This window comes from Thioalkalivibrio sp. ALJ7, from assembly GCF_000376865.1.
GTDB lineage: Bacteria > Pseudomonadota > Gammaproteobacteria > Ectothiorhodospirales > Ectothiorhodospiraceae > Thioalkalivibrio.
This window is the reverse complement of record NZ_AQXQ01000012.1, coordinates 75,071-92,118: the sequence shown is the minus strand read 5'-3', so window position 1 is coordinate 92,118 and position 17,048 is coordinate 75,071. Positions and strand designations below refer to the sequence as shown.

At 63.6% G+C, this 17,048-nt stretch carries 19 protein-coding genes; 16 read left to right on the top strand and 3 right to left on the bottom strand.

Annotation, left to right across the window (positions count from 1 at the left end; all coding sequences use genetic code 11):
• Positions 1–20 precede the first annotated feature (20 nt).
• The 11 genes from D002_RS0109125 (at position 21) to D002_RS0109075 (ending at position 8,128) form a co-directional block, all read left to right on the top strand.
• Positions 21–314 carry a BMC domain-containing protein gene (locus D002_RS0109125; protein WP_012982276.1) on the top strand — a complete coding sequence of 98 codons (294 nt, stop codon included), beginning with the start codon at positions 21–23 and terminating at the stop codon, positions 312–314.
• A 67-nt stretch (positions 315–381) separates the two neighbouring features.
• Positions 382–696 carry a BMC domain-containing protein gene (locus D002_RS0109120; protein WP_026181629.1) on the top strand — a complete coding sequence of 105 codons (315 nt, stop codon included), beginning with the start codon at positions 382–384 and terminating at the stop codon, positions 694–696.
• 10 nt (positions 697–706) lie between these two features.
• Positions 707–1,129 (top strand): bacterioferritin, encoded by a 423-nt coding sequence (locus tag D002_RS0109115; RefSeq protein ID WP_018141613.1) that lies wholly within the window; start codon positions 707–709, stop codon positions 1,127–1,129.
• A gap of 34 nt (positions 1,130–1,163) precedes the next feature.
• Positions 1,164–1,445 (top strand): 4a-hydroxytetrahydrobiopterin dehydratase, encoded by a 282-nt coding sequence (locus D002_RS0109110; RefSeq protein WP_018141612.1) that lies wholly within the window; start codon positions 1,164–1,166, stop codon positions 1,443–1,445.
• 60 nt (positions 1,446–1,505) lie between these two features.
• Positions 1,506–2,138 (top strand): ParA family partition ATPase, encoded by a 633-nt coding sequence (parA, locus tag D002_RS0109105; RefSeq protein WP_018141611.1) that lies wholly within the window; start codon positions 1,506–1,508, stop codon positions 2,136–2,138.
• Positions 2,138–2,524 carry a hypothetical protein gene (locus D002_RS0109100; protein WP_018141610.1) on the top strand — a complete coding sequence of 129 codons (387 nt, stop codon included), beginning with the start codon at positions 2,138–2,140 and terminating at the stop codon, positions 2,522–2,524. Before parA ends, D002_RS0109100 begins: the two co-directional genes overlap by 1 nt.
• Positions 2,525–2,583: 59 nt before the next feature.
• Entirely contained in the window at positions 2,584–3,387 is an 804-nt protein-coding gene (locus D002_RS0109095) for a CbbQ/NirQ/NorQ/GpvN family protein (protein ID WP_018141609.1), read from the top strand.
• Positions 3,388–3,408: 21 nt separating this feature from the next.
• Entirely contained in the window at positions 3,409–5,730 is a 2,322-nt protein-coding gene (locus D002_RS0109090; protein ID WP_018141608.1) for a nitric oxide reductase activation protein NorD, read from the top strand.
• Between the two features lie 73 nt (positions 5,731–5,803).
• Positions 5,804–6,781 carry a LysR family transcriptional regulator gene (locus D002_RS0109085; RefSeq protein ID WP_018141607.1) on the top strand — a complete coding sequence of 326 codons (978 nt, stop codon included), beginning with the start codon at positions 5,804–5,806 and terminating at the stop codon, positions 6,779–6,781.
• Between the two features lie 121 nt (positions 6,782–6,902).
• Positions 6,903–7,469 carry an SgcJ/EcaC family oxidoreductase gene (locus D002_RS0109080; protein ID WP_018141606.1) on the top strand — a complete coding sequence of 189 codons (567 nt, stop codon included), beginning with the start codon at positions 6,903–6,905 and terminating at the stop codon, positions 7,467–7,469.
• 323 nt (positions 7,470–7,792) lie between these two features.
• Complete coding sequence (locus D002_RS0109075) at positions 7,793–8,128, top strand: hypothetical protein (protein WP_018141605.1); 336 nt, start codon at positions 7,793–7,795, stop codon at positions 8,126–8,128.
• Positions 8,129–8,322: 194 nt separating this feature from the next.
• On the opposite strand, the gene ettA is transcribed toward D002_RS0109075, so the two are convergent.
• From ettA to D002_RS0109060, 3 genes are all read right to left on the bottom strand, one after another.
• A complete protein-coding gene (gene ettA, locus D002_RS0109070) occupies positions 8,323–9,990 on the bottom strand; it encodes an energy-dependent translational throttle protein EttA (RefSeq protein ID WP_018141604.1) in 1,668 nt (555 codons plus the stop codon).
• A gap of 213 nt (positions 9,991–10,203) precedes the next feature.
• A complete protein-coding gene (gene ycaC / locus D002_RS0109065) occupies positions 10,204–10,830 on the bottom strand; it encodes an isochorismate family cysteine hydrolase YcaC (RefSeq protein WP_018141603.1) in 627 nt (208 codons plus the stop codon).
• A 70-nt stretch (positions 10,831–10,900) separates the two neighbouring features.
• Positions 10,901–11,773 carry a pirin family protein gene (locus D002_RS0109060; protein ID WP_018141602.1) on the bottom strand — a complete coding sequence of 291 codons (873 nt, stop codon included), beginning with the start codon at positions 11,771–11,773 and terminating at the stop codon, positions 10,901–10,903.
• A gap of 115 nt (positions 11,774–11,888) precedes the next feature.
• Here D002_RS0109060 and D002_RS0109055 point away from each other — a divergent pair, with 115 nt between their 5' ends.
• From D002_RS0109055 to D002_RS0109030, 5 genes are all read left to right on the top strand, one after another.
• A complete protein-coding gene (locus D002_RS0109055; protein ID WP_018141601.1) occupies positions 11,889–12,794 on the top strand; it encodes a LysR family transcriptional regulator in 906 nt (301 codons plus the stop codon).
• 226 nt (positions 12,795–13,020) lie between these two features.
• Positions 13,021–13,419: a fluoride efflux transporter CrcB gene (crcB, locus tag D002_RS0109050; protein ID WP_155996181.1), complete on the top strand. Its 399-nt coding sequence runs from the start codon at positions 13,021–13,023 to the stop codon at positions 13,417–13,419.
• Positions 13,416–13,832, top strand: a complete 417-nt coding sequence (gene crcB / locus D002_RS0109045; RefSeq protein ID WP_018141599.1) for a fluoride efflux transporter CrcB — start codon at positions 13,416–13,418, stop codon at positions 13,830–13,832. Before crcB (D002_RS0109050) ends, crcB (D002_RS0109045) begins: the two co-directional genes overlap by 4 nt.
• Positions 13,833–14,270: 438 nt before the next feature.
• A complete protein-coding gene (locus D002_RS0109035; protein ID WP_018141597.1) occupies positions 14,271–15,704 on the top strand; it encodes a diguanylate cyclase domain-containing protein in 1,434 nt (477 codons plus the stop codon).
• The gene (locus D002_RS0109030; RefSeq protein ID WP_018141596.1) at positions 15,701–17,038 is read left to right on the top strand and encodes a glycosyltransferase; all 1,338 of its coding nucleotides are present in this window, start codon (positions 15,701–15,703) and stop codon (positions 17,036–17,038) included. Before D002_RS0109035 ends, D002_RS0109030 begins: the two co-directional genes overlap by 4 nt.
• Positions 17,039–17,048: the final 10 nt, after the last annotated feature.

Genomic DNA, 17,048 nt, shown 5'->3' with positions numbered 1-17,048 from the left:
CGCTTGATAGGAGTTGAGTAATGGCTAGCGAAAACTTTGGTGTGGCCCTCGGCATGATCGAGACCCGTGGTCTGGTGCCGGCGATTGAAGCCGCCGACGCGATGACCAAGGCCTCCGAGGTGCGCCTGATTGGTCGTCAGTTCGTCGGTGGCGGTTATGTGACCGTGCTGGTTCGTGGCGAGACCGGTGCCGTGAACGCCGCGGTGCGTGCCGGTGCGGATTCCTGCGAACGTGTGGGCGACGGCCTGGTGGCTGCGCACATCATTGCTCGCGTACATTCCGAGGTGGAAAACATCCTCCCGGAGAAGCCGTAACTCACGGTAGTTGAACGCCAGCGGGCTCGTGGATGGGCTCGCTGGCTTTATCGAGAAGAGGTAAGTGATGGCTAGGGAAATTTCTGGTGTGGCCCTCGGCATGATCGAGACCCGCGGCCTGGTGCCGGCGATTGAAGCGGCGGATGCGATGACCAAGGCCTCTGAAGTGCGCCTGATCGGTCGTCAGTTTGTCGGTGGCGGCTACGTGACCGTGCTGGTCCGTGGTGAGACCGGTGCGGTGAACGCTGCGGTTCGCGCCGGTGCGGATTCCTGCGAGCGTGTGGGTGACGGCCTGGTGGCTGCGCACATCATTGCCCGCGTGCATTCCGAGGTGGAAGGCATTCTGCCGACGGCCCCGACCGCAAGCGGTTCGGCTAGCTGAGGCGACGCCCATGTCCGATCCACGGATCGTGGGGTACCTGAACCGGGCGGTGGCGCATGAGCTGTCGGCGGTTCAGCAATATCTGGCCCAGGCGCGGCTTACCGCCATGTGGGGCATGGTCGACGTGAGTGACTGTCTGCGTCGGGACGCCCAGGAAGAGCTGGACCATGCGGATCGTTTCATGACCCGCATGTTTCACTATGGGGTGACCCCGAATGGGAGCCAGTTGGCCCCGGTGCGGCTTGGTCGTTCTATGGCCGAACTGTTGGCCCGCAACCGTGAGCTGGAGATGGAGGCCGTGCGTCTGTACGACGAGGCCGCCGTCTACTGTCGCCGGGTGGGCGCGCAGGACGATGCCGCGCTGTTCGAGCGTATCCTCGAGGATGAGCTGGAACACGTGCGCGAGATCGATGCCCAGGGCCAGCCGGCGTAGGTACGTCGGTCCAGTCATACGAATGGAGTAGCCAATGGCGGATTCCGATCTCGTCGTCCCGTCCGGGTGGGAGCCTGGCAAGGGGACTTCGGCGTCCATGAGCAAGCAGTTCACATTCGACCGCTACGGCATTACGCGGGAGTTTCTGGACCGTGTGGCCGAATTGTCCGAGCAGGATGGCTATCATCCCAATATCAGCTTCGGCACCACCTATGTGAACATCACCATTGATGCTCGCGACGGGGAAAAGCTGGGTGAAGCCGACAAGGGGTTTGCCCTTGAGGTGGACCGGCTAGCCGAGGCGACCACCGGTTGAACCGGCGGCGCTGGTGATTCGAGGGAGCCGTCCTGGCTCCCTGCTGCAGGAGGCTGTTGCGTGGGTTCGAGGGTAATCGCGGTAGTCAATCAGAAGGGTGGGACGGGCAAGACCACCCTCACCATGAACCTCGCCGCCGGTCTGGCGCGCGCAGGGCGAACCCTTGTTGTGGATGCGGATCCCCAGGGTTCGGCCGGCCAATGGGCGCGTATGGCGACGGACGAACGCCCATTCCCGGCCTCGGTGTTCTCCGTCGCAGGTCCCCTGGACCGCGAGCTGAAGGCCCTGCGCAAGGACTACGACAACATCGTCGTCGACTGCCCGCCTACCCTGGAAGGCGGCGCCGTGAACGGGGCACTTGCGGCTTCCGACGTGGTCCTGATTCCCGTGTTGCCGTCCCCTGTCGATCTGTGGGGCAGCGTCCGTATGGGTCGAGGGTTGGAAGAGGCCCGACTCAAGAACCCTAAACTGCGCCCATTCATCGTCGTCAATCAGCTCGAGGTCCGCAGTGCGCTGTCGCGTGCGATGAAACACGCACTGATGGAGATTGACATCCCCGCCCTGGAGCAGGCCTTGCGTCGGCGGGCAATTTATCGGCGTTCTGCGCTGGAAGGGTGTTCCGTCTTTGACCTCGGCAAGCCCGGGGAAGCCGCGGCCGCGGAGATCGAAGCCATCATCGAGGAGGTGTCGTAATGAGCAATCTGCAAGACAAGCTGGCAGCCGGTGTGCGCAGTGCGCGTGAGGACCAGGACAAGGACAGCACCCAGGGCAACACGGCCAAGGCCGAACCGCCGAAGGATACGAGCCAGGAACCCGCGAGCCGTTCGCCGCGTGCGGCGGCCAGCACCAAGAATGCTGCCACCAAGAAGGCAGCAACGACGACCCGCAAGGCACCTGCGCGCAAGCGTACGACGGCACGCAAGAAGCCGGCTGCTGCCCGCAAGACCGGATCGACCACCCAGGCGAAGAGCGCTGCGGCCAAGAGTACCCCGGCACAGAAGAAGCCGGCCGCCAAGAAGGCGACAAAACCGGGTCACACCGGTAGCCAGCTGCACCCGGAACGGATCTGGCCGGATTAAGGCATATCCGCGCCGGTGGCCGGGGCTTGCCCCGGCCTTTCTGATTGAGGAGTCGAAAAATGCAGGACGAATTACGCGATCACCTGATTACCCAGGAGCCGTACTATCAGCCGACCGCGGATGAGGTGGAGCTGTACGAGGCGGCCTATTCGGTTCGCATGCCGATGATGCTCAAGGGCCCGACGGGTTGCGGGAAAACGCGATTCGTCGAGCATATGGCCTGGAAGCTTGGGAAGCCGTTGATTACCGTCGCCTGCAATGAGGACATGACGGCGTCTGACCTCGTTGGGCGCTACCTGCTGGATGCCGATGGCACCCGCTGGCAGGACGGTCCCTTGACCAAGGCCGCTCGCTTCGGCGCGATCTGCTACCTCGACGAGATTGTGGAAGCGCGTCAGGACACGACGGTGGTGATTCATCCACTGACGGACAACCGCCGCGTGCTGCCGCTGGAGAAGAAGGGCGAGATGGTGGAGGCGCACCCCGATTTTCAGGTGGTGATCTCGTACAACCCGGGTTATCAAAGCCTGATGAAGGATCTGAAAGAGTCCACCAAGCAGCGCTTCGGCGCGCTCGACTTCAACTATCCCGATCATGAGACCGAGGCCCGCATCGTGGCCCATGAGGGCGGGGTGAACGAGGAGATGGCCGGTAAACTGGTCAGCGTCGCGGAACGGGCACGCAACCTAAAGGGGCACGGGCTGGATGAAGGGATCTCCACTCGGATGCTGGTCTATGCCGCCTCCCTGATCGCGAAGAACGTGGCCCCCCTGGCCGCCTGCCGTATGGCCCTGGTGCGTCCCATTACGGACGACCCGGACATGCGCGACGCGCTCGACTCCGCCGTGACGACGTTCTTCTAGGCCGACCCCGAGCCCGGCGCGATGAGCATCCATCTGGAGGACTATCAAGACCTCCTCGAAGACCTCGGGGATCACGCTGGCGGATTGCTGGAAGCGTCGTGGCAGGAAGCCACGCGGGCGTTCAGTGCGACGGGTCTCAAACGCTACTACCTGGAAGGCGCGCGCAGCCTGCATTCGCTCGGACGTGGTTCGGACATGGTCACCGCGTTCATTCAGGAGGCGCCGGACCTGGCTCAGGAGTTGGGCGAAGACGCCGTGGCCGAGTTGGTCAGTTCGGCGATCAAGATGTACTCCAAGACCAGTGCCGCAGTCATCACCCTGGTGATTGCAACGGGCCCGATCGCAGCCCGCCGCCTGGGCGATTTCAACCTCTTCTCCGGTTATCTGCGGTTGCTGGACAGCCTTCTCGCGCAGGCACCACGGGGTGTGCGTCCGATGCTGGAGCGTCTGGACGAATTGCTGTCCCACTTAACGCTGGGCGGGCTTCGGCGCTGGGCGAGTTGGGGCGCGCAGGCCCACCGCACGGACCTCGAAGCCCAGGTGGCCTATTTCGGTCTGGAATCTCCGGAATCGCGTTCGGTGTTCCAGAAGGAACGGCGGGGAACGCTGTTCGTTGATGTCCAGCGGCGGATCAATCTCTACCTGCGGTCGCTGTGGGCGCGCGATTTCTTTATGCGGCCGACCAGTGGCGACTTCGAGTCGCGCGAGGGATACAAGCCCTATATTGAGGGCTTTACGATGTTCCTCCCGGATGCCTTTGATGACTGGGAAGGCCTGACGGGGTTGGACTTGTACCGGGCTGCTGCCGCGCATGCGGCGGCGCATGTGGTCCACACCCGCGAGATGCAGCCGGACGAGGCCCCGCGCGGTGTCGTCGGTGTTCTGACCGAGCTATTCGAGGATGCGCGGGTAGAAGGCCTGGCGATCCAGGGCTTTCCCGGCTTGCGCAACCTGTGGACGCCGTTGCACATCGCGACACCGGAGGAGGGTGAAAGCCCGCAGGCACTTTTGGCGCGTACGGCGCGTGCGCTGCTGGATCCGGACTACCGTGACGAGCACCCGTTTGTGGGCAAGGCCCGATCGGCGCTGGCGGGGCGTGCAGGAAATCTTGAGGCGCCGGGGCTGGCTCGCGAGCTGGCGGAGGCGCTGGCACCGGACTTCCCCGAACAGGGCTATATGAACCCGCGCCAGGTCGCACCGGATGTGCAGTATCGCGATGACAACCGCTATATGTGGGCGTTTGGCCGCGAGGAAGACGACTTCGAGACGCTAATGGCGAGCCGCACCAACCAGGAGCGTGTCTATGTCTCGCCCATGGAGATGATCAACACCCTGGATGTGCCCGGGGCGGGCGACGATGCCCAGATGATCATGGTGCTGGCCACCGAGTGGTTCCGTGACGGGGAAGAAGAGAGCATCAATCAGCAGGAGGGCAAGGAGCCGATCTCGCTGCCCTATCACTACCATGAGTGGGACTACCAGATGCAGCTGGAACGCCCGCACTGGGTAACCCTGCTGGAGCGGCGCCCGCAGAAGGGTGATGTAAAAGAGATCGACGCGATCAACGAGAAGCACAAGCCGTTGATCTCGCGTTTGAAGTTCCTGATCGAGGCGATGCAGCCGCAGGGCGTGAAACGCATGCGAAAGCAGGCCGAAGGCGACGAACTCGACGTGAACGCCCTGGTGGAGGCGCAGATTGATCTGCGTATGCGTCGCCAGCCCGATGAACGGATCTACGTGCGTAATATCCGCCAGGTGCGGGATCTCTCTGTGTTGGTACTGCTGGATCTATCCGAGTCGACCAACGAGATGGTCCAGGGGACGGAGACCAGCGTCGTCCAGCTGGCGCGTGAGGCCACCACGTTGCTGAGCGGGGCCATCTCCAAGATCGGTGACCCCTTTGCAATTCACGGCTTTGCCTCCGACGGGCGGCACGACGTCGAGTATTACCGTTTCAAGGACTTCGACGCCCCCTACGACGAGACTGCCCGTGCCCGACTGGCCGGGATGAAGGGGCAGCTCTCGACCCGCATGGGGGCCGCCGTCCGTCACGCCGGGAATCTGTTGCATCAGCAGGGCACCCAGAAAAAGCTGTTGCTGATCATCACCGACGGAGAACCCGCGGACACGGATGTGCGTGATCCACAGTACCTGCGCCAGGACGCCAAGCGGGCGGTGGAGGAGGTCGGGAAGAACGGTGTCTATAGCTTCTGCATTAGCCTGGACCCGAATGCCGACGAATACGTTGAACGAATCTTCGGTCCGCAGCATTTCATGGTGCTCGACCAGATCGAGCGCCTGCCGGAAAAACTGCCCATGCTGTACGCGGGCCTGACCCGATAGGGGTCATGATACGAACATGGCCAGGAAAGGGACCAGCACGACCGAGCCGAAGGATCCCAGCCTTCCCCAAGTGATGCTGAAGTCCGAGCTGCCGGCCCATTTGATCCGGCATGCCACTTTGCGCCAGTTGCAGGTGTTCGAGGCGATTGTGCGCCTGGGCAGCTTCACGCGCGCGGCGGAAGAGCTCTACCTGACCCAGCCGACGGTCTCCATCCAGATCAAGAAACTCTCCGGGGCCCTGGGGCTGCCGCTGTTCGAGTATGTCGGGCGCAAGGCCTTCCCAACCGAGGTCGGGCTTCTGCTGTATGACACCTGCCGTGAGATGTTGGGCGCGCTGACCAACCTCGAGATGAAGCTGGCGGAGATGCACGGCCTGAAGCGAGGGCGCCTTCGCCTGGCGGTGATTACCACCGCGCAGTACTTTGCCCCAACCATTCTCGGGCAGTTCGCGAAGCGCTATCCGGACATCGAGCTGTCACTGGAGGTCAGCAACTTCGACCGGGTGTTGCATCGCCTGGCCAGCAACGATGACGACCTCTACATCATCGGCCATGTGCCGGAGCGGCTGACCGATATCGCGGTGTACCCGTTTGCCCCGAACCCGTTGGTCGTGATGGCCAGCCGCGATCATCCCCTTGTTGGACAGCGCAACATCCCGATCGAGCGACTGGAGCAGGAGACCTTCCTGATGCGTGAGCCCGGCTCCGGCATCCGCGAGGCGACCCTGAAACTGTTTCAGGAGCACGGCATCAATCCGACCGTGCGCATGGAGCTCGGGTCTAACGAGGCCATCAAGCAGGCGGTGATTGGCGGGCTGGGGATCGCGGTGCTGTCGTTGCATACCCTCAGTGCCGAGGGTGCGGGTGGACCGGTCGCGCTGCTGGATGTGGAGCATTTCCCGATCCATCGCCAGTGGCACATTGTCCACCCCAAGCAGAAGGTATTGTCGGTGGTTGCACAGACCTTCCTCGACTTTGCCATTCAGGACGAGGCCCGTGTGCGTGGGCAGGTCGAGGACCTGCTGGCGGCCTTCAAGGCGCAAGCGAGCTGAATGTGTCCGGATGACCCGTCAAGGCGAGCGCCGCGATGCACTGCGGCATGACAGGCCCTAGAGGGTCCCTTACAATTCACATCTTTCCCGGCCGGAGACGGCCGTATGCGGAGATCAGTCAGTGAGCACGAGCACCCGGCCGCGGATCAGCGGTACCCAGTTTATCAGCGCCGATGAGGCGCCCCGTTCGCGCCTGAGCCTGAGCGCCTCCCACCGCGACCAACACCACCCGGTGACCGGCACCGGCGGTGATCCAGGGTTCGGGGCGATCGACACTCCGGCCAACGAAAGCTGCGTGGTCTGTGCTCCGGCCACCCGCCGCCTGGCTGAAGAGCTTTTCGAAGGGTGGAATGATGCCCTTCAGACCGGTGATGCGCATAAGGTAGCCGAGCGCTATGCGGAAGACGCGGTCTTGTTGCCGACGGTGTCCAATGTTCCTCGGACCAGTCATGCCGAAATCCAGGATTACTTCGAACACTTCCTGGAGAAAAAGCCCTTTGGCACGATCAATACCCGCAACGTGAAGCTGGGCTGCAACAAGCTGACCGATGCCGGCACCTATACTTTCCGCGTCACCGATGGCGGCGAGACCAAAGAGGTCCCCGCACGCTACACCTTCGTCTACGAGAACCGAGACGGGGAGTGGAAGATCGTGCATCACCACTCTTCGATGATGCCGACTGCGTAGCCATGCACGTCGCCCGGAACTCGCTGGGCCTGTTGGTCCGGTCATGCGGTTGGCGAGACACCTGGCTGATTGTGTTCCTAACCGTTTGGTTGGCCTTTCCGTCTGGGGCCGCTGCGGGTGAATGGCAATTCTTGTTGGGGGGCTGGTCGGCCCACGAAGGCGGCACGTCACCCGCAGTGAACGGTCTTCCGGCCGGGACGTCACGTTGGGAGGATGGCTCGGGGCGATGCCCGACGGGCCGTTGCGGGTGGAATGAACGTCACGAGTCGTTCGTTGCGGGCTATCGACTCAGCGACAGTCGATGGGGCCTTGCGGGAGGGGTGATGCGCGACTCGCTTGGCTATCGTGGTCCGCTGGGGGCCGTCACTTTTGAAGTGGGGGCGTATCGGCGCGAAAACTTCCGGGTACGACTGGACGGCGTGGTCGGTGCGCATTATCGGCAAACGGCTTGGCGCGCCGAGAACGTCACGCAATTCGGCCGTACGGCGCGAGTCGATGACTGGTCGCGCGAAACCCAGTGGACACCCTTGGTGATGCCGGCCCTGACGATCGACTACCGAGGGGTGGGCGTCACCGGTTTTGCCATTCCGCCATTGCGCACGTCCGGCTGGGATGTGCCTGGCGTGGTGGGTGTGTTCCTCTCGGTCAGCTTCGACTAGGTGTGGAGTCTCACAAGGTTATCCTCGGTCTACCTGAGGACAACCTTGTGAGACTCCACACCTAGACACCTCTGTGCGGTTTGCACCATTGCGCGGGCAATAGCCAACAATGCTCGAGTACTGGCCGGGAATCACGGGTACCCGTCGCGGACAATGAAAAGGCCCGGCAATGCCGGGCCTTGTTCGGGGGTGTCTCAGGAGGCGAGACGCTTGTATTTGACCCGGTGGGGCTGGTCGGCTGCGGCGCCCAGGCGTTGGTGGCGGTCGTCTTCGTACTCCTGATAGTTCCCCTCGAAGAACACCACGTTGCCGTCTTCCTCGAAGGCGAGGATGTGCGTGGCGATGCGGTCGAGGAACCAGCGATCATGCGAGATCACGATGGCGGAGCCGGGGAAGTCCAGCAGCGCCTCTTCCAGCGCGCGCAGCGTTTCCACGTCGAGATCGTTGGTCGGTTCGTCGAGCAGCAGGAAATTGCCGCCGCTTTGCAGCAGCTTGGCCAGGTGCACGCGGTTGCGTTCCCCGCCGGACAGTTCCTTCATGCGCTTTTGCTGGTCGGTGCCCTTGAAGTTGAAGCGGCCGACATAGGCGCGTGACGGCATCTGGAAGTTGCCGACCTGGATGATGTCCTGGCCGTTGGAGATCTCTTCCCAGACGGTCTTCTCGTCCTGCAGCGCGTCCCGGTTCTGGTCGACATAGGCGAGCTGCACGGTTTCGCCCAATTCGATCGAGCCATCATCCGGCTGTTCCTGCCCCGAGATCATGCGGAACAGGGTGGTCTTGCCGACGCCGTTCGGGCCGATCACGCCGATCAGGGCCCCACGCGGAACGCTGAAGGACAGGCCCTGGTAGAGCACGCGGTCGCCGAAGTTCTTGGACAGGTTGTCCACTTCCAGCACCTTGTCGCCCAGGCGCGGGCCCGGCGGGATGTAGATTTCCTTGGTCTCCGAGCGCTTCTGGAAATCGGTGGAGGCGATCTCCTCAAAGCGTTTCAGGCGCGCCTTGCTCTTCGCGCCCCGGCCCTTGGGATTGGAGCGGACCCATTCCAGTTCGGACTCCATCGCCTTCACGCGGGCGGCCTCCGACTTCTCTTCTTGCTTCAGGCGCTTTTCCTTCTGTTCCAGCCACTGCGAGTAGTTGCCCTGGAACGGAATGCCCTGGCCGCGGTCCAGCTCGAGGATCCAGCCGGCCACGTTGTCGAGGAAGTAGCGGTCATGGGTGACCGCGACCACGGTGCCCTGGAACTCCTGCAGGAAGCGCTCGAGCCAGGCCACGGACTCGGCGTCCAGGTGGTTGGTCGGTTCGTCGAGAATCAGCATGTCCGGACTGGATAGCAGCAGACGGCAGAGCGCGACCCGGCGGCGCTCACCCCCGGAGAGGTTCTTCACATCCGCGTCCCACGGCGGCAGGCGCAGGGCGTCTGCGGCGACCTCCAGCTTGCGCTCGAGGTTGTGGCCGTCGGCCGCTTCGATCTTCGCCTCCAGCTCGCCCTGCTTGGCGGCCAGGGCATCGAAGTCCGCATCCGCTTCGGCATAGGCGGCATACACCTGATCCAGCTCGGCCAGCGCCTCCTTGATTGGGGCCACGGCCTCCTCGACGTTGCCGCGCACGTCCTTGCTCTCGTCGAGTTGCGGCTCCTGCGGCAGGTAGCCGATGTTGATGCCCGGCTGCGGGCGCGCCTCGCCGACGATGTCGGTATCCACGCCGGCCATGATGCGCAGCAGGGTGGATTTCCCCGCACCGTTGTAGCCCAGCACGCCGATCTTGGCGCCCGGGAAGAAGTTCAGGTTGATGTCCTTGAGGATGTACTTCTTCGGCGGGACGATCTTGCCCACGCCGTTCATCGTAAAGATGTACTGCGCCATGATGCTCCTGCGACCAATGCGGTTTGAATGAGGGCAGGCCCTTTACGGTCCTTGCTGGGTCCGCACTTTACCATCCCGGCAATCTGGAGGCGCATGTCCCCGGTGATCCCGGACCTTGTGAACGCCTCCTGGCCGTCAGGTCGCCGGGGCCGCATCGACAAACACGGAAAAGGGCGGGAGCCGCGATGGCCACCCGCCCTGATGGCCCATGTATCAGGCTTTGCGCGCGAAGTAGCTGGTCATCAGGTTGCGGTAGTTGGGGATGTGCTCGGAGAGGAGCGCCCCCAGGCCTTCGACGTCATTGCGCCAGTCGCGGTGCAGTTCGCAGGCCATCGCAAACCAGCCCATCAGTTGCACGCCGGCGGCCTCCATGCGGGACCAGGCGGAATCGCGGGTGGTCTTGTTGAAGGTGCCCGAGGCATCGGTCACGACGAACACGTCGTAGCCCTCTTCGATGGCGGACAGCGCCGGGAAGGCCACGCAGACCTCCGTGACGACCCCGGCGATGATCAGCTGCTTCTTGCCGGTGGCCTTCACGGCAGCCAGGAATTCCTCGTTGTCCCAGGCGTTGATGTTTCCCGGGCGCGCGATGTAGGGGGCGTCGGGGAACATCTCCGTCAGTTCCGGCACCAGTGGCCCATTGGGGCCGTCCTCGAAGCTGGTGGTCAGGATGGTGGGCAACCCGAAGTACCGGCCGCAGGCCGCTGTGGCCAGCACGTTGTTCTTGAATTCGCTGGGTTCGAAGTCCTGGACCAGCGAGATCAGACCGGACTGGTGATCGACCAGCAGCAGCGCGGCATCGTCCTTGTCGAGGCGGCGGTAGGTGTAGTCGTGATTCATGTCGTTCTCCTTGTGCATGCCTGCCGGGCAGGCATGAAATGCCGCGACGCGGGTGCGCCGCGGGGTGGGGTCAAGTGGATGGGGCGGAGTGTTGCAGGCGGCCCTCGCGATAGTCTCGGATGGCCTGGTGGATCTCGTCCGGGGTGTTCATGACGAAGGGCCCCTGGCCGACGATGGGCTCGTCGATGGGTTCGCCGGACAGGACCAGTACAGTGGCCTCGTTGTTGGATTCGACGATCACCCCATCGTGCTCCGCACTCAGCATCACGAGCTGGCCGCCGCGCGCGATCTCGCTGCCGTTCACCTGAACGGTGCCGTGCAGTACCACCAGCATGGAGTTCCAGCCGTTCGGCAGGTCCAGGCGGACCTCGCCATCGCGCTCCAGGCGCAGATCCCACACCTGCATCGGGCTGAAGGTGCGGGCCGGCCCTGGCTGCCCGGCATACTCGCCGGCAATGACTCTTAGCCGGCCGGCGGCGTCCGGCAGTGCGATCTCCGGGATGTCGGTGACGCCCAGGTGTTGATAGCGCGGTGCGGTCATCTTGTATCGGGACGGCAGGTTGACCCAGAGCTGCACCATCTCCAGCCGCCCGCCGGTGCGGGTGAAGCGCCGGGAATGGAACTCCTCGTGCAGGATGCCGGCACCGGCGGTCATCCACTGCACGTCGCCCGGTCCGATAATGCCGCCGGCCCCGGTGGAGTCGGCATGCTCCACCTCGCCATCCAGCACGATGGTGACGGTCTCGAACCCCCGGTGCGGATGTTCTCCGACGCCGCGCGGTTGGGTCGCGGGTTCGAAATCCATGGGTCCGGCATGGTCGAGCAGCAGGAACGGGCTCACGTGGCGGCCGTGAGTCTGGTAGGAAAACAGCGAACGCACGGGAAAGCCGTTGCCGACCCAGTGGCGGGGTGGGGCGCTGTAGACACCCAGGATGGTCTTCATGTCGTCCTCCTCGAAAGGCCGTGGTTGGTGACCTGACGAGAATCCTGACAGCGGGACGATGGCGCTGGTAGTACATAAAAATTACACTCACCGTTCCATCAACGGAACGATAAAGATGCAGGACCTCAACGATCTCTACTATTTCGCCCGTGTGGTCGAACACGGCGGGTTTGCCCCGGCTGCGCGGGCACTGGGCGAGCCCAAGTCCAAGCTCAGCCGCCGGATCGCGGCGCTGGAAGAACGACTGGGGGTGCGCCTGTTACAGCGTTCCACCCGGCATGTCGGCGTCACCGAGATCGGGCGCATCTACCATGGCTTCTGCAAGGCCATGCTGGTGCAGGCGGAGGCCGCGCAGGACGCCATCGACGGCCTGCGCGACGAGCCCTGTGGCACGGTCAAGCTGAGCTGTCCGGTCGCGCTGCTGGATGCCCGGGTGGCGACCATGCTGGCGGAATACCAGCGCCGTTACCCGCGGGTGCAGCTGCACCTGGACGCGACCAACCGCCGCGTGGACGTCATCGAGGAAGGTTTCGATATCGCGATCCGCGTGGAGCCGCCGCCGCTGGAGGACAGCGACCTTGTCCTGCGCGTCCTGGCCGACCGGGCCCAGCGGCTGGTGGCGAGCCCCGACCTGCTTCAGCGCGAGGGCTCGCCGCAGGTGCCCGCGGATCTCGCAGACCTCCCCAGTCTCGCACTGAGCCGGCCGCAGGCACGCTATCAGTGGCACCTTGTCGGGCCCGACGGTGGCGAGGCCTGGATTGCCCACCAGCCGCGCCTGGTCACGCGCAGCATGACGGCCCTGCGGATTGCCGCCTGCCACGGGGTCGGTATCGTGCAGTTGCCGACCATGATGATGACCACGGAGCTGGCGGATGGCCGTCTGCTGCCGGTGCTGGACGGCTGGGCCCCGCCGCGCGAGATCGTGCATGCGGTGTTCCCGTCGCGGCGCGGTCAGCTGCCGGCCGTGCGTGGCCTGATCGATCATCTGGCCGAAGGCTTTGCCGCTCTCGACGAGGATTGAGCTCTGCGGCGCGTGTGTCTGGACGTGCGCTCAGTTGCCATCGCGCCTCTGTCGACGGGGTGTTGCTTTGGTTGGCGGTTCCGGACCCGCGGCGATCGCGACGGGTGGCCCCCAGGCGTCTGCGCTGTAACGTTGTCGCGTGAAGGGTACGCGGGCGCGTTCATGAGTCAGTGTTGCTCTGACCCCGATGCTCGACAGCTTGGGCGGTGCCGCTGACAATGGGGCCATGATCGCGTGGTGGGAGGGACTGTTGCTGGTGGGAGCCGGGGGTGCGCTTGGGGGGGTGGCGCGCTTCTGGCTGTCGCAGTGGATCGACAACCGCACCGGGGGCGGCCGCTTCCCGTGGGGGACGCTGGTGGTGAATGCCTCCGGTGCGCTGCTGATCGGGCTGGCGCTGGGATGGGCCTCGGGGCCGGCGCTGGCCTCCGGGCTCTGGCTGCTGCTGGTGGTGGGTGTGCTCGGTAGCTTCACCACGGTCTCCTCGTTCAGCCTGCAGGTGGTCGGGGTCGCGGAACAGGACGGGCTGCGCCCGGCGCTCGTCTACGTCCTGCTGACCCTGGGCGGGGGGCTGGCGCTGGTGGCCATCGGACACGCGCTGGGCCGCTTGGCAGGTGGCGCGGCGTGACCGGGTATTCGCTGCGTCTCTCGCTGTTCGTGGCGCTGGGGGCCGCGCTCGGCAGCATGGCGCGCTACGGCGTCTCCTGGACCGGGTTGCACCTGGCCGGTACCGGCTTTCCGTGGGACACGCTGGCCGTGAACGTGGCCGGATCGTGGCTGATTGGGCTGTATGCGGTGATCAGCGCGCCGGGCGGCTGCCGCCCGGCCGACCCGGTGTTTCGTCATTTCATGCTGGCGGGGGTTTGCGGCGGCTTTACGACCTTCTCGGTGTTCAGCCTGGAGAGCCTGTGGCTGGTGCAGACCGGGGATCCGGCGCGTGCGGCGCTCTATGGCGCCGTCTCCCTGGTGTTGTGGATTGTCGGGGTGTGGCTGGGCAGCCGCATGGGACGGCGCCTGAACGCCGCGGCGGCGCAGGGTTGAACGTCGCGGCGGTGCCGGCCGCGTTGTAACCCAGCACGTCGATCTTGGCGCCCGGGAAGAAGTTCAGGTTGATGTCCTTGAGGATGTATTTCTTCGGCGGGACGATCTTGCCTACGCCGTTCATGGTGAAGATGTGCTGCGCCATGGTGTTCCTGAAAAACTCGATTTGGGTGGGGCGGCTTGGGAGCCTTCGCCGCGTGCCAGCGCAGTTCACTAGTAGCGCACCCCGGAGGATGCCTTCACTCCCCGCCGGCGGATGCGGGTGGCCGCCTTGCAAGGGACTGCTGGGTGCGGGCCAAGCAATCGCGCACTTGTACCGTTAATATGTGACGGACATCACAGGGATGGCCCCTTGCGGGCCGCATGACGTGATCAATAGGACCTGCCGCTTCTTATCCATTTGCATAGAGACGGCGTATCGAAATACCAAGGTATTCAATGGCGAAGCAACAGGAACGTGACATAGAAGGCGCCTCTCGGGTCGTAACCTTTTCCCGACGTCCGGGATTCTCCGACGCGCTCGGTGCGACTCTGCCAACGGATCAGTTTGCCTCGCTTGAGGAACTCCACTCCGAGGGGTTGGAAGAGGTCCTGGAACAAGCCACGTTGGCCTTTGTGGTGGATCTGGATTCGCTGTCGGGTGCGCTGGAATTGGTACGGGCGCTTCGCCGCCATCCAGTTTGGCAGTTGCGATTGATCTGGACCGAGGGGGATGCGGGCCCGGAGATTAAAGCCCTGACCGACGGGGAGTTTCGGACGGTGGACAACCCGCGCGAGCGGATCGAAAGCTGTGCCGCGCGCCTGGCGACGGCGAACGGTGGACAGCCGATGCGGAGCCAGGACCAAGTCCTGCTGTCGTTGTTGTGGAGTCACCCTTCGCTGAGTCTGCAGCCGCTGCGGGATTGGTCGGCGCCGGAACTTTATCGTTATCCGTTACTGGATGCGCTGCTGGAGGAAGACACGACCGAGTTCTGGCTGCGCGGGTTGAAGCATCGACGGCTGATCGAGGGACAGGACCTTGTCGACCGGGTGCGCCTGTGTCCGGGGTGTCGCCACGGACACCTCAGTTTTGTCGATGTGTGTCCGGAGTGTGACTCCCTGGATATCCGGACCGAGCCGGGGTTGCATTGCTTCAGTTGCGGGCATGTCGGGCCGCAACGGCTGTTCCAGGACAACGGCATGCTGAGCTGTCCGAACTGTTCGGCGGTGTTGCGCCACATTGGCGAGGATTACGACCGTCCGCTGGAAAACCATGTCTGCGGCAGCTGCCAGCATATGTTCATGGATGGGCGGGTGCTGGCTCGGTGCATGGCCTGCGGACAGGCGCATGACCCGAATGAACTTGAGGCGTTTGGGATTTACCGCTACCGCCTGTCCGAAGCCGGGCGTCTGCTGGCGCGTACCGGTGATATTGGCGATCTCTATGGGGTCTTCGATGAGATCAACTACGTTACGCCGGAGCATTTCGAGTTTTCCTGTGATTGGCTCCTGAAGCTGCGTCAACGCCACGATGAGATGCGCTTTGGCCTGATTCTGTTGCACCTCAATGGCCTGGCGCGTGTGATCGACACCTTGGGGCATAGCCGGGGGGCCGCGCTGGTGGATGCGTTTGCCGAGCGCGTCAAGGCACTGGTGCGCACCACGGATCTGGTCACTCGTACCGCCGATGACCGGATCTGGCTCTTGCTGCCGCAGACCTCCGCGGATGGGGTGGATGTGCTGGCCGGCCGTTTGGCCCAGTTGATGGAGGACAGTGTCGAAGGGACCGAACTTGATCGGCTGGGGCGGGTGTATCACGAGTCTTCGTTCGGCATGAGCGAGGCAGAAAACGCAGCGGCCGTGATGGCCCGGATGGTCTCCCTCTCGCAATGACGGCAATCCTCGAATTTTTCGCCGAGGTGGCCACTATCCTCGGCGGGCTGTTCTACGAGACGGATGCGCTGGCACTGGCGTACATGTTTATCCCGTTTGTGCTGTTTCTCGAGCTTCCTCTCAACCTGATGATCTGGCTGGGTGTGCTGCGCTACTACACGCGCCGGATCTATGCCGTTCCCACGCAATACCCCTTCACCCCGAGAGTGACCTGCGTTGTGACTTGCTACTCCGAGGGCGATGCGGTCAAGGGGACGGTGCGATCCCTTATGGAACAGATGTATCCGGGACAGATCGAGATCATCGCGGTAGTGGACGGGGCGGACCAGAATCCGAGTACGTTGCGCGCCTTGCGCGAGATGATGCCCGAGGTTGAACAGTACGCCAGTCGGCGTCTGGTGGTTGTGCCCAAGACGCCTCGAGGCGGGCGGGTTTCATCCCTCAATGCAGGATTGGCCATGGCGCGGGGTGAGATCTTGCTGGCGCTGGATGCGGATACCTCATTCGATAACACCATGGTGACCGAGGTCGCCGGGCATTTCCGCGACCCCAACGTGATTGCCGTGGCGGGTTCACTGCGAGTGCGGAACTGGCGGCGCAACCTGTTGACTCGGTTCCAGTCGCTCGAATATATGATCACGATTCACCTGGCCAAGGTGGGGCTGGGAGAGTTGCACGGGGTGAACAACATCTCCGGTGCGTTCGGTGTGTTTCGGACCGAAATGGTGCGCAAGATCGGGGGCTGGACGACCGGGTCGGCGGAGGACCTCGACCTTACCCTGAGGCTCAAGCAGTACTTCGGCCGCTACCCGGGGTTTCGTATCGTGTTTGAGCCCCGAGCCATAGGGCACACCGATTGTCCTGAAACCTGGAAGGGCTTCCTGATGCAGCGTCTGCGCTGGGACGGGGATCTTTTTTATATGTACATGCGCAAGCACCGATCGGCGTTTTCGGTGCGGCAGATGGGCTTTTGGAATGTTCTGCTGGGGGTGTGGTACGGCATGCTGTTTCAGATGGTTATGCCCGTCCTGATCGTGATGTACACGTTGTGGCTGGTCATCGCGGTGGCGCCTGCGGTTGTCGTGGCCACCTTTACGATCATCATGGGTTTGTACGCGGTACTGACCTTCCTGATGTACATCACAGCCCTCGTGTTTATCTCGGAACGTCGCAGCCGCGACGCGCGCCTGGCTTGGCTCATCCCGATCTTCCCCTTCTTCGCGATGATCATGCGGATCTGGTCACTGGTGGCCATCATCAACGAGTGGTGGCGCCACTCGAATCAGGAATCCTCCATGGCCCCCTGGTGGGTGCTCCGCAAGGGCAAGCGCTGATATGACGCTA

Excerpts from the sequence above, each read along its gene's own strand:
- D002_RS0109090 (WP_018141608.1), top strand. The coding sequence starts at position 3,409 with ATGAGCATCCATCTGGAGGACTATCAAGACCTCCTCGAAGACCTCGGG.
- D002_RS0109035 (WP_018141597.1), top strand. The coding sequence starts at position 14,271 with ATGGCGAAGCAACAGGAACGTGACATAGAAGGCGCCTCTCGGGTCGTA.
- ettA (WP_018141604.1), bottom strand. The coding sequence starts at position 9,990 with ATGGCGCAGTACATCTTTACGATGAACGGCGTGGGCAAGATCGTCCCG.
- D002_RS0109100 (WP_018141610.1), top strand. The coding sequence starts at position 2,138 with ATGAGCAATCTGCAAGACAAGCTGGCAGCCGGTGTGCGCAGTGCGCGT.
- D002_RS0109055 (WP_018141601.1), top strand. The coding sequence starts at position 11,889 with ATGCAGGACCTCAACGATCTCTACTATTTCGCCCGTGTGGTCGAACAC.
- D002_RS0109060 (WP_018141602.1), bottom strand. The coding sequence starts at position 11,773 with ATGAAGACCATCCTGGGTGTCTACAGCGCCCCACCCCGCCACTGGGTC.
- D002_RS0109120 (WP_026181629.1), top strand. The coding sequence starts at position 382 with ATGGCTAGGGAAATTTCTGGTGTGGCCCTCGGCATGATCGAGACCCGC.
- D002_RS0109030 (WP_018141596.1), top strand. The coding sequence starts at position 15,701 with ATGACGGCAATCCTCGAATTTTTCGCCGAGGTGGCCACTATCCTCGGC.
- ycaC (WP_018141603.1), bottom strand. The coding sequence starts at position 10,830 with ATGAATCACGACTACACCTACCGCCGCCTCGACAAGGACGATGCCGCG.
- D002_RS0109095 (WP_018141609.1), top strand. The coding sequence starts at position 2,584 with ATGCAGGACGAATTACGCGATCACCTGATTACCCAGGAGCCGTACTAT.
- D002_RS0109115 (WP_018141613.1), top strand. The coding sequence starts at position 707 with ATGTCCGATCCACGGATCGTGGGGTACCTGAACCGGGCGGTGGCGCAT.
- D002_RS0109125 (WP_012982276.1), top strand. The coding sequence starts at position 21 with ATGGCTAGCGAAAACTTTGGTGTGGCCCTCGGCATGATCGAGACCCGT.
- crcB (WP_155996181.1), top strand. The coding sequence starts at position 13,021 with ATGATCGCGTGGTGGGAGGGACTGTTGCTGGTGGGAGCCGGGGGTGCG.
- D002_RS0109075 (WP_018141605.1), top strand. The coding sequence starts at position 7,793 with ATGCGCGACTCGCTTGGCTATCGTGGTCCGCTGGGGGCCGTCACTTTT.
- D002_RS0109085 (WP_018141607.1), top strand. The coding sequence starts at position 5,804 with ATGCTGAAGTCCGAGCTGCCGGCCCATTTGATCCGGCATGCCACTTTG.
- D002_RS0109110 (WP_018141612.1), top strand. The coding sequence starts at position 1,164 with ATGGCGGATTCCGATCTCGTCGTCCCGTCCGGGTGGGAGCCTGGCAAG.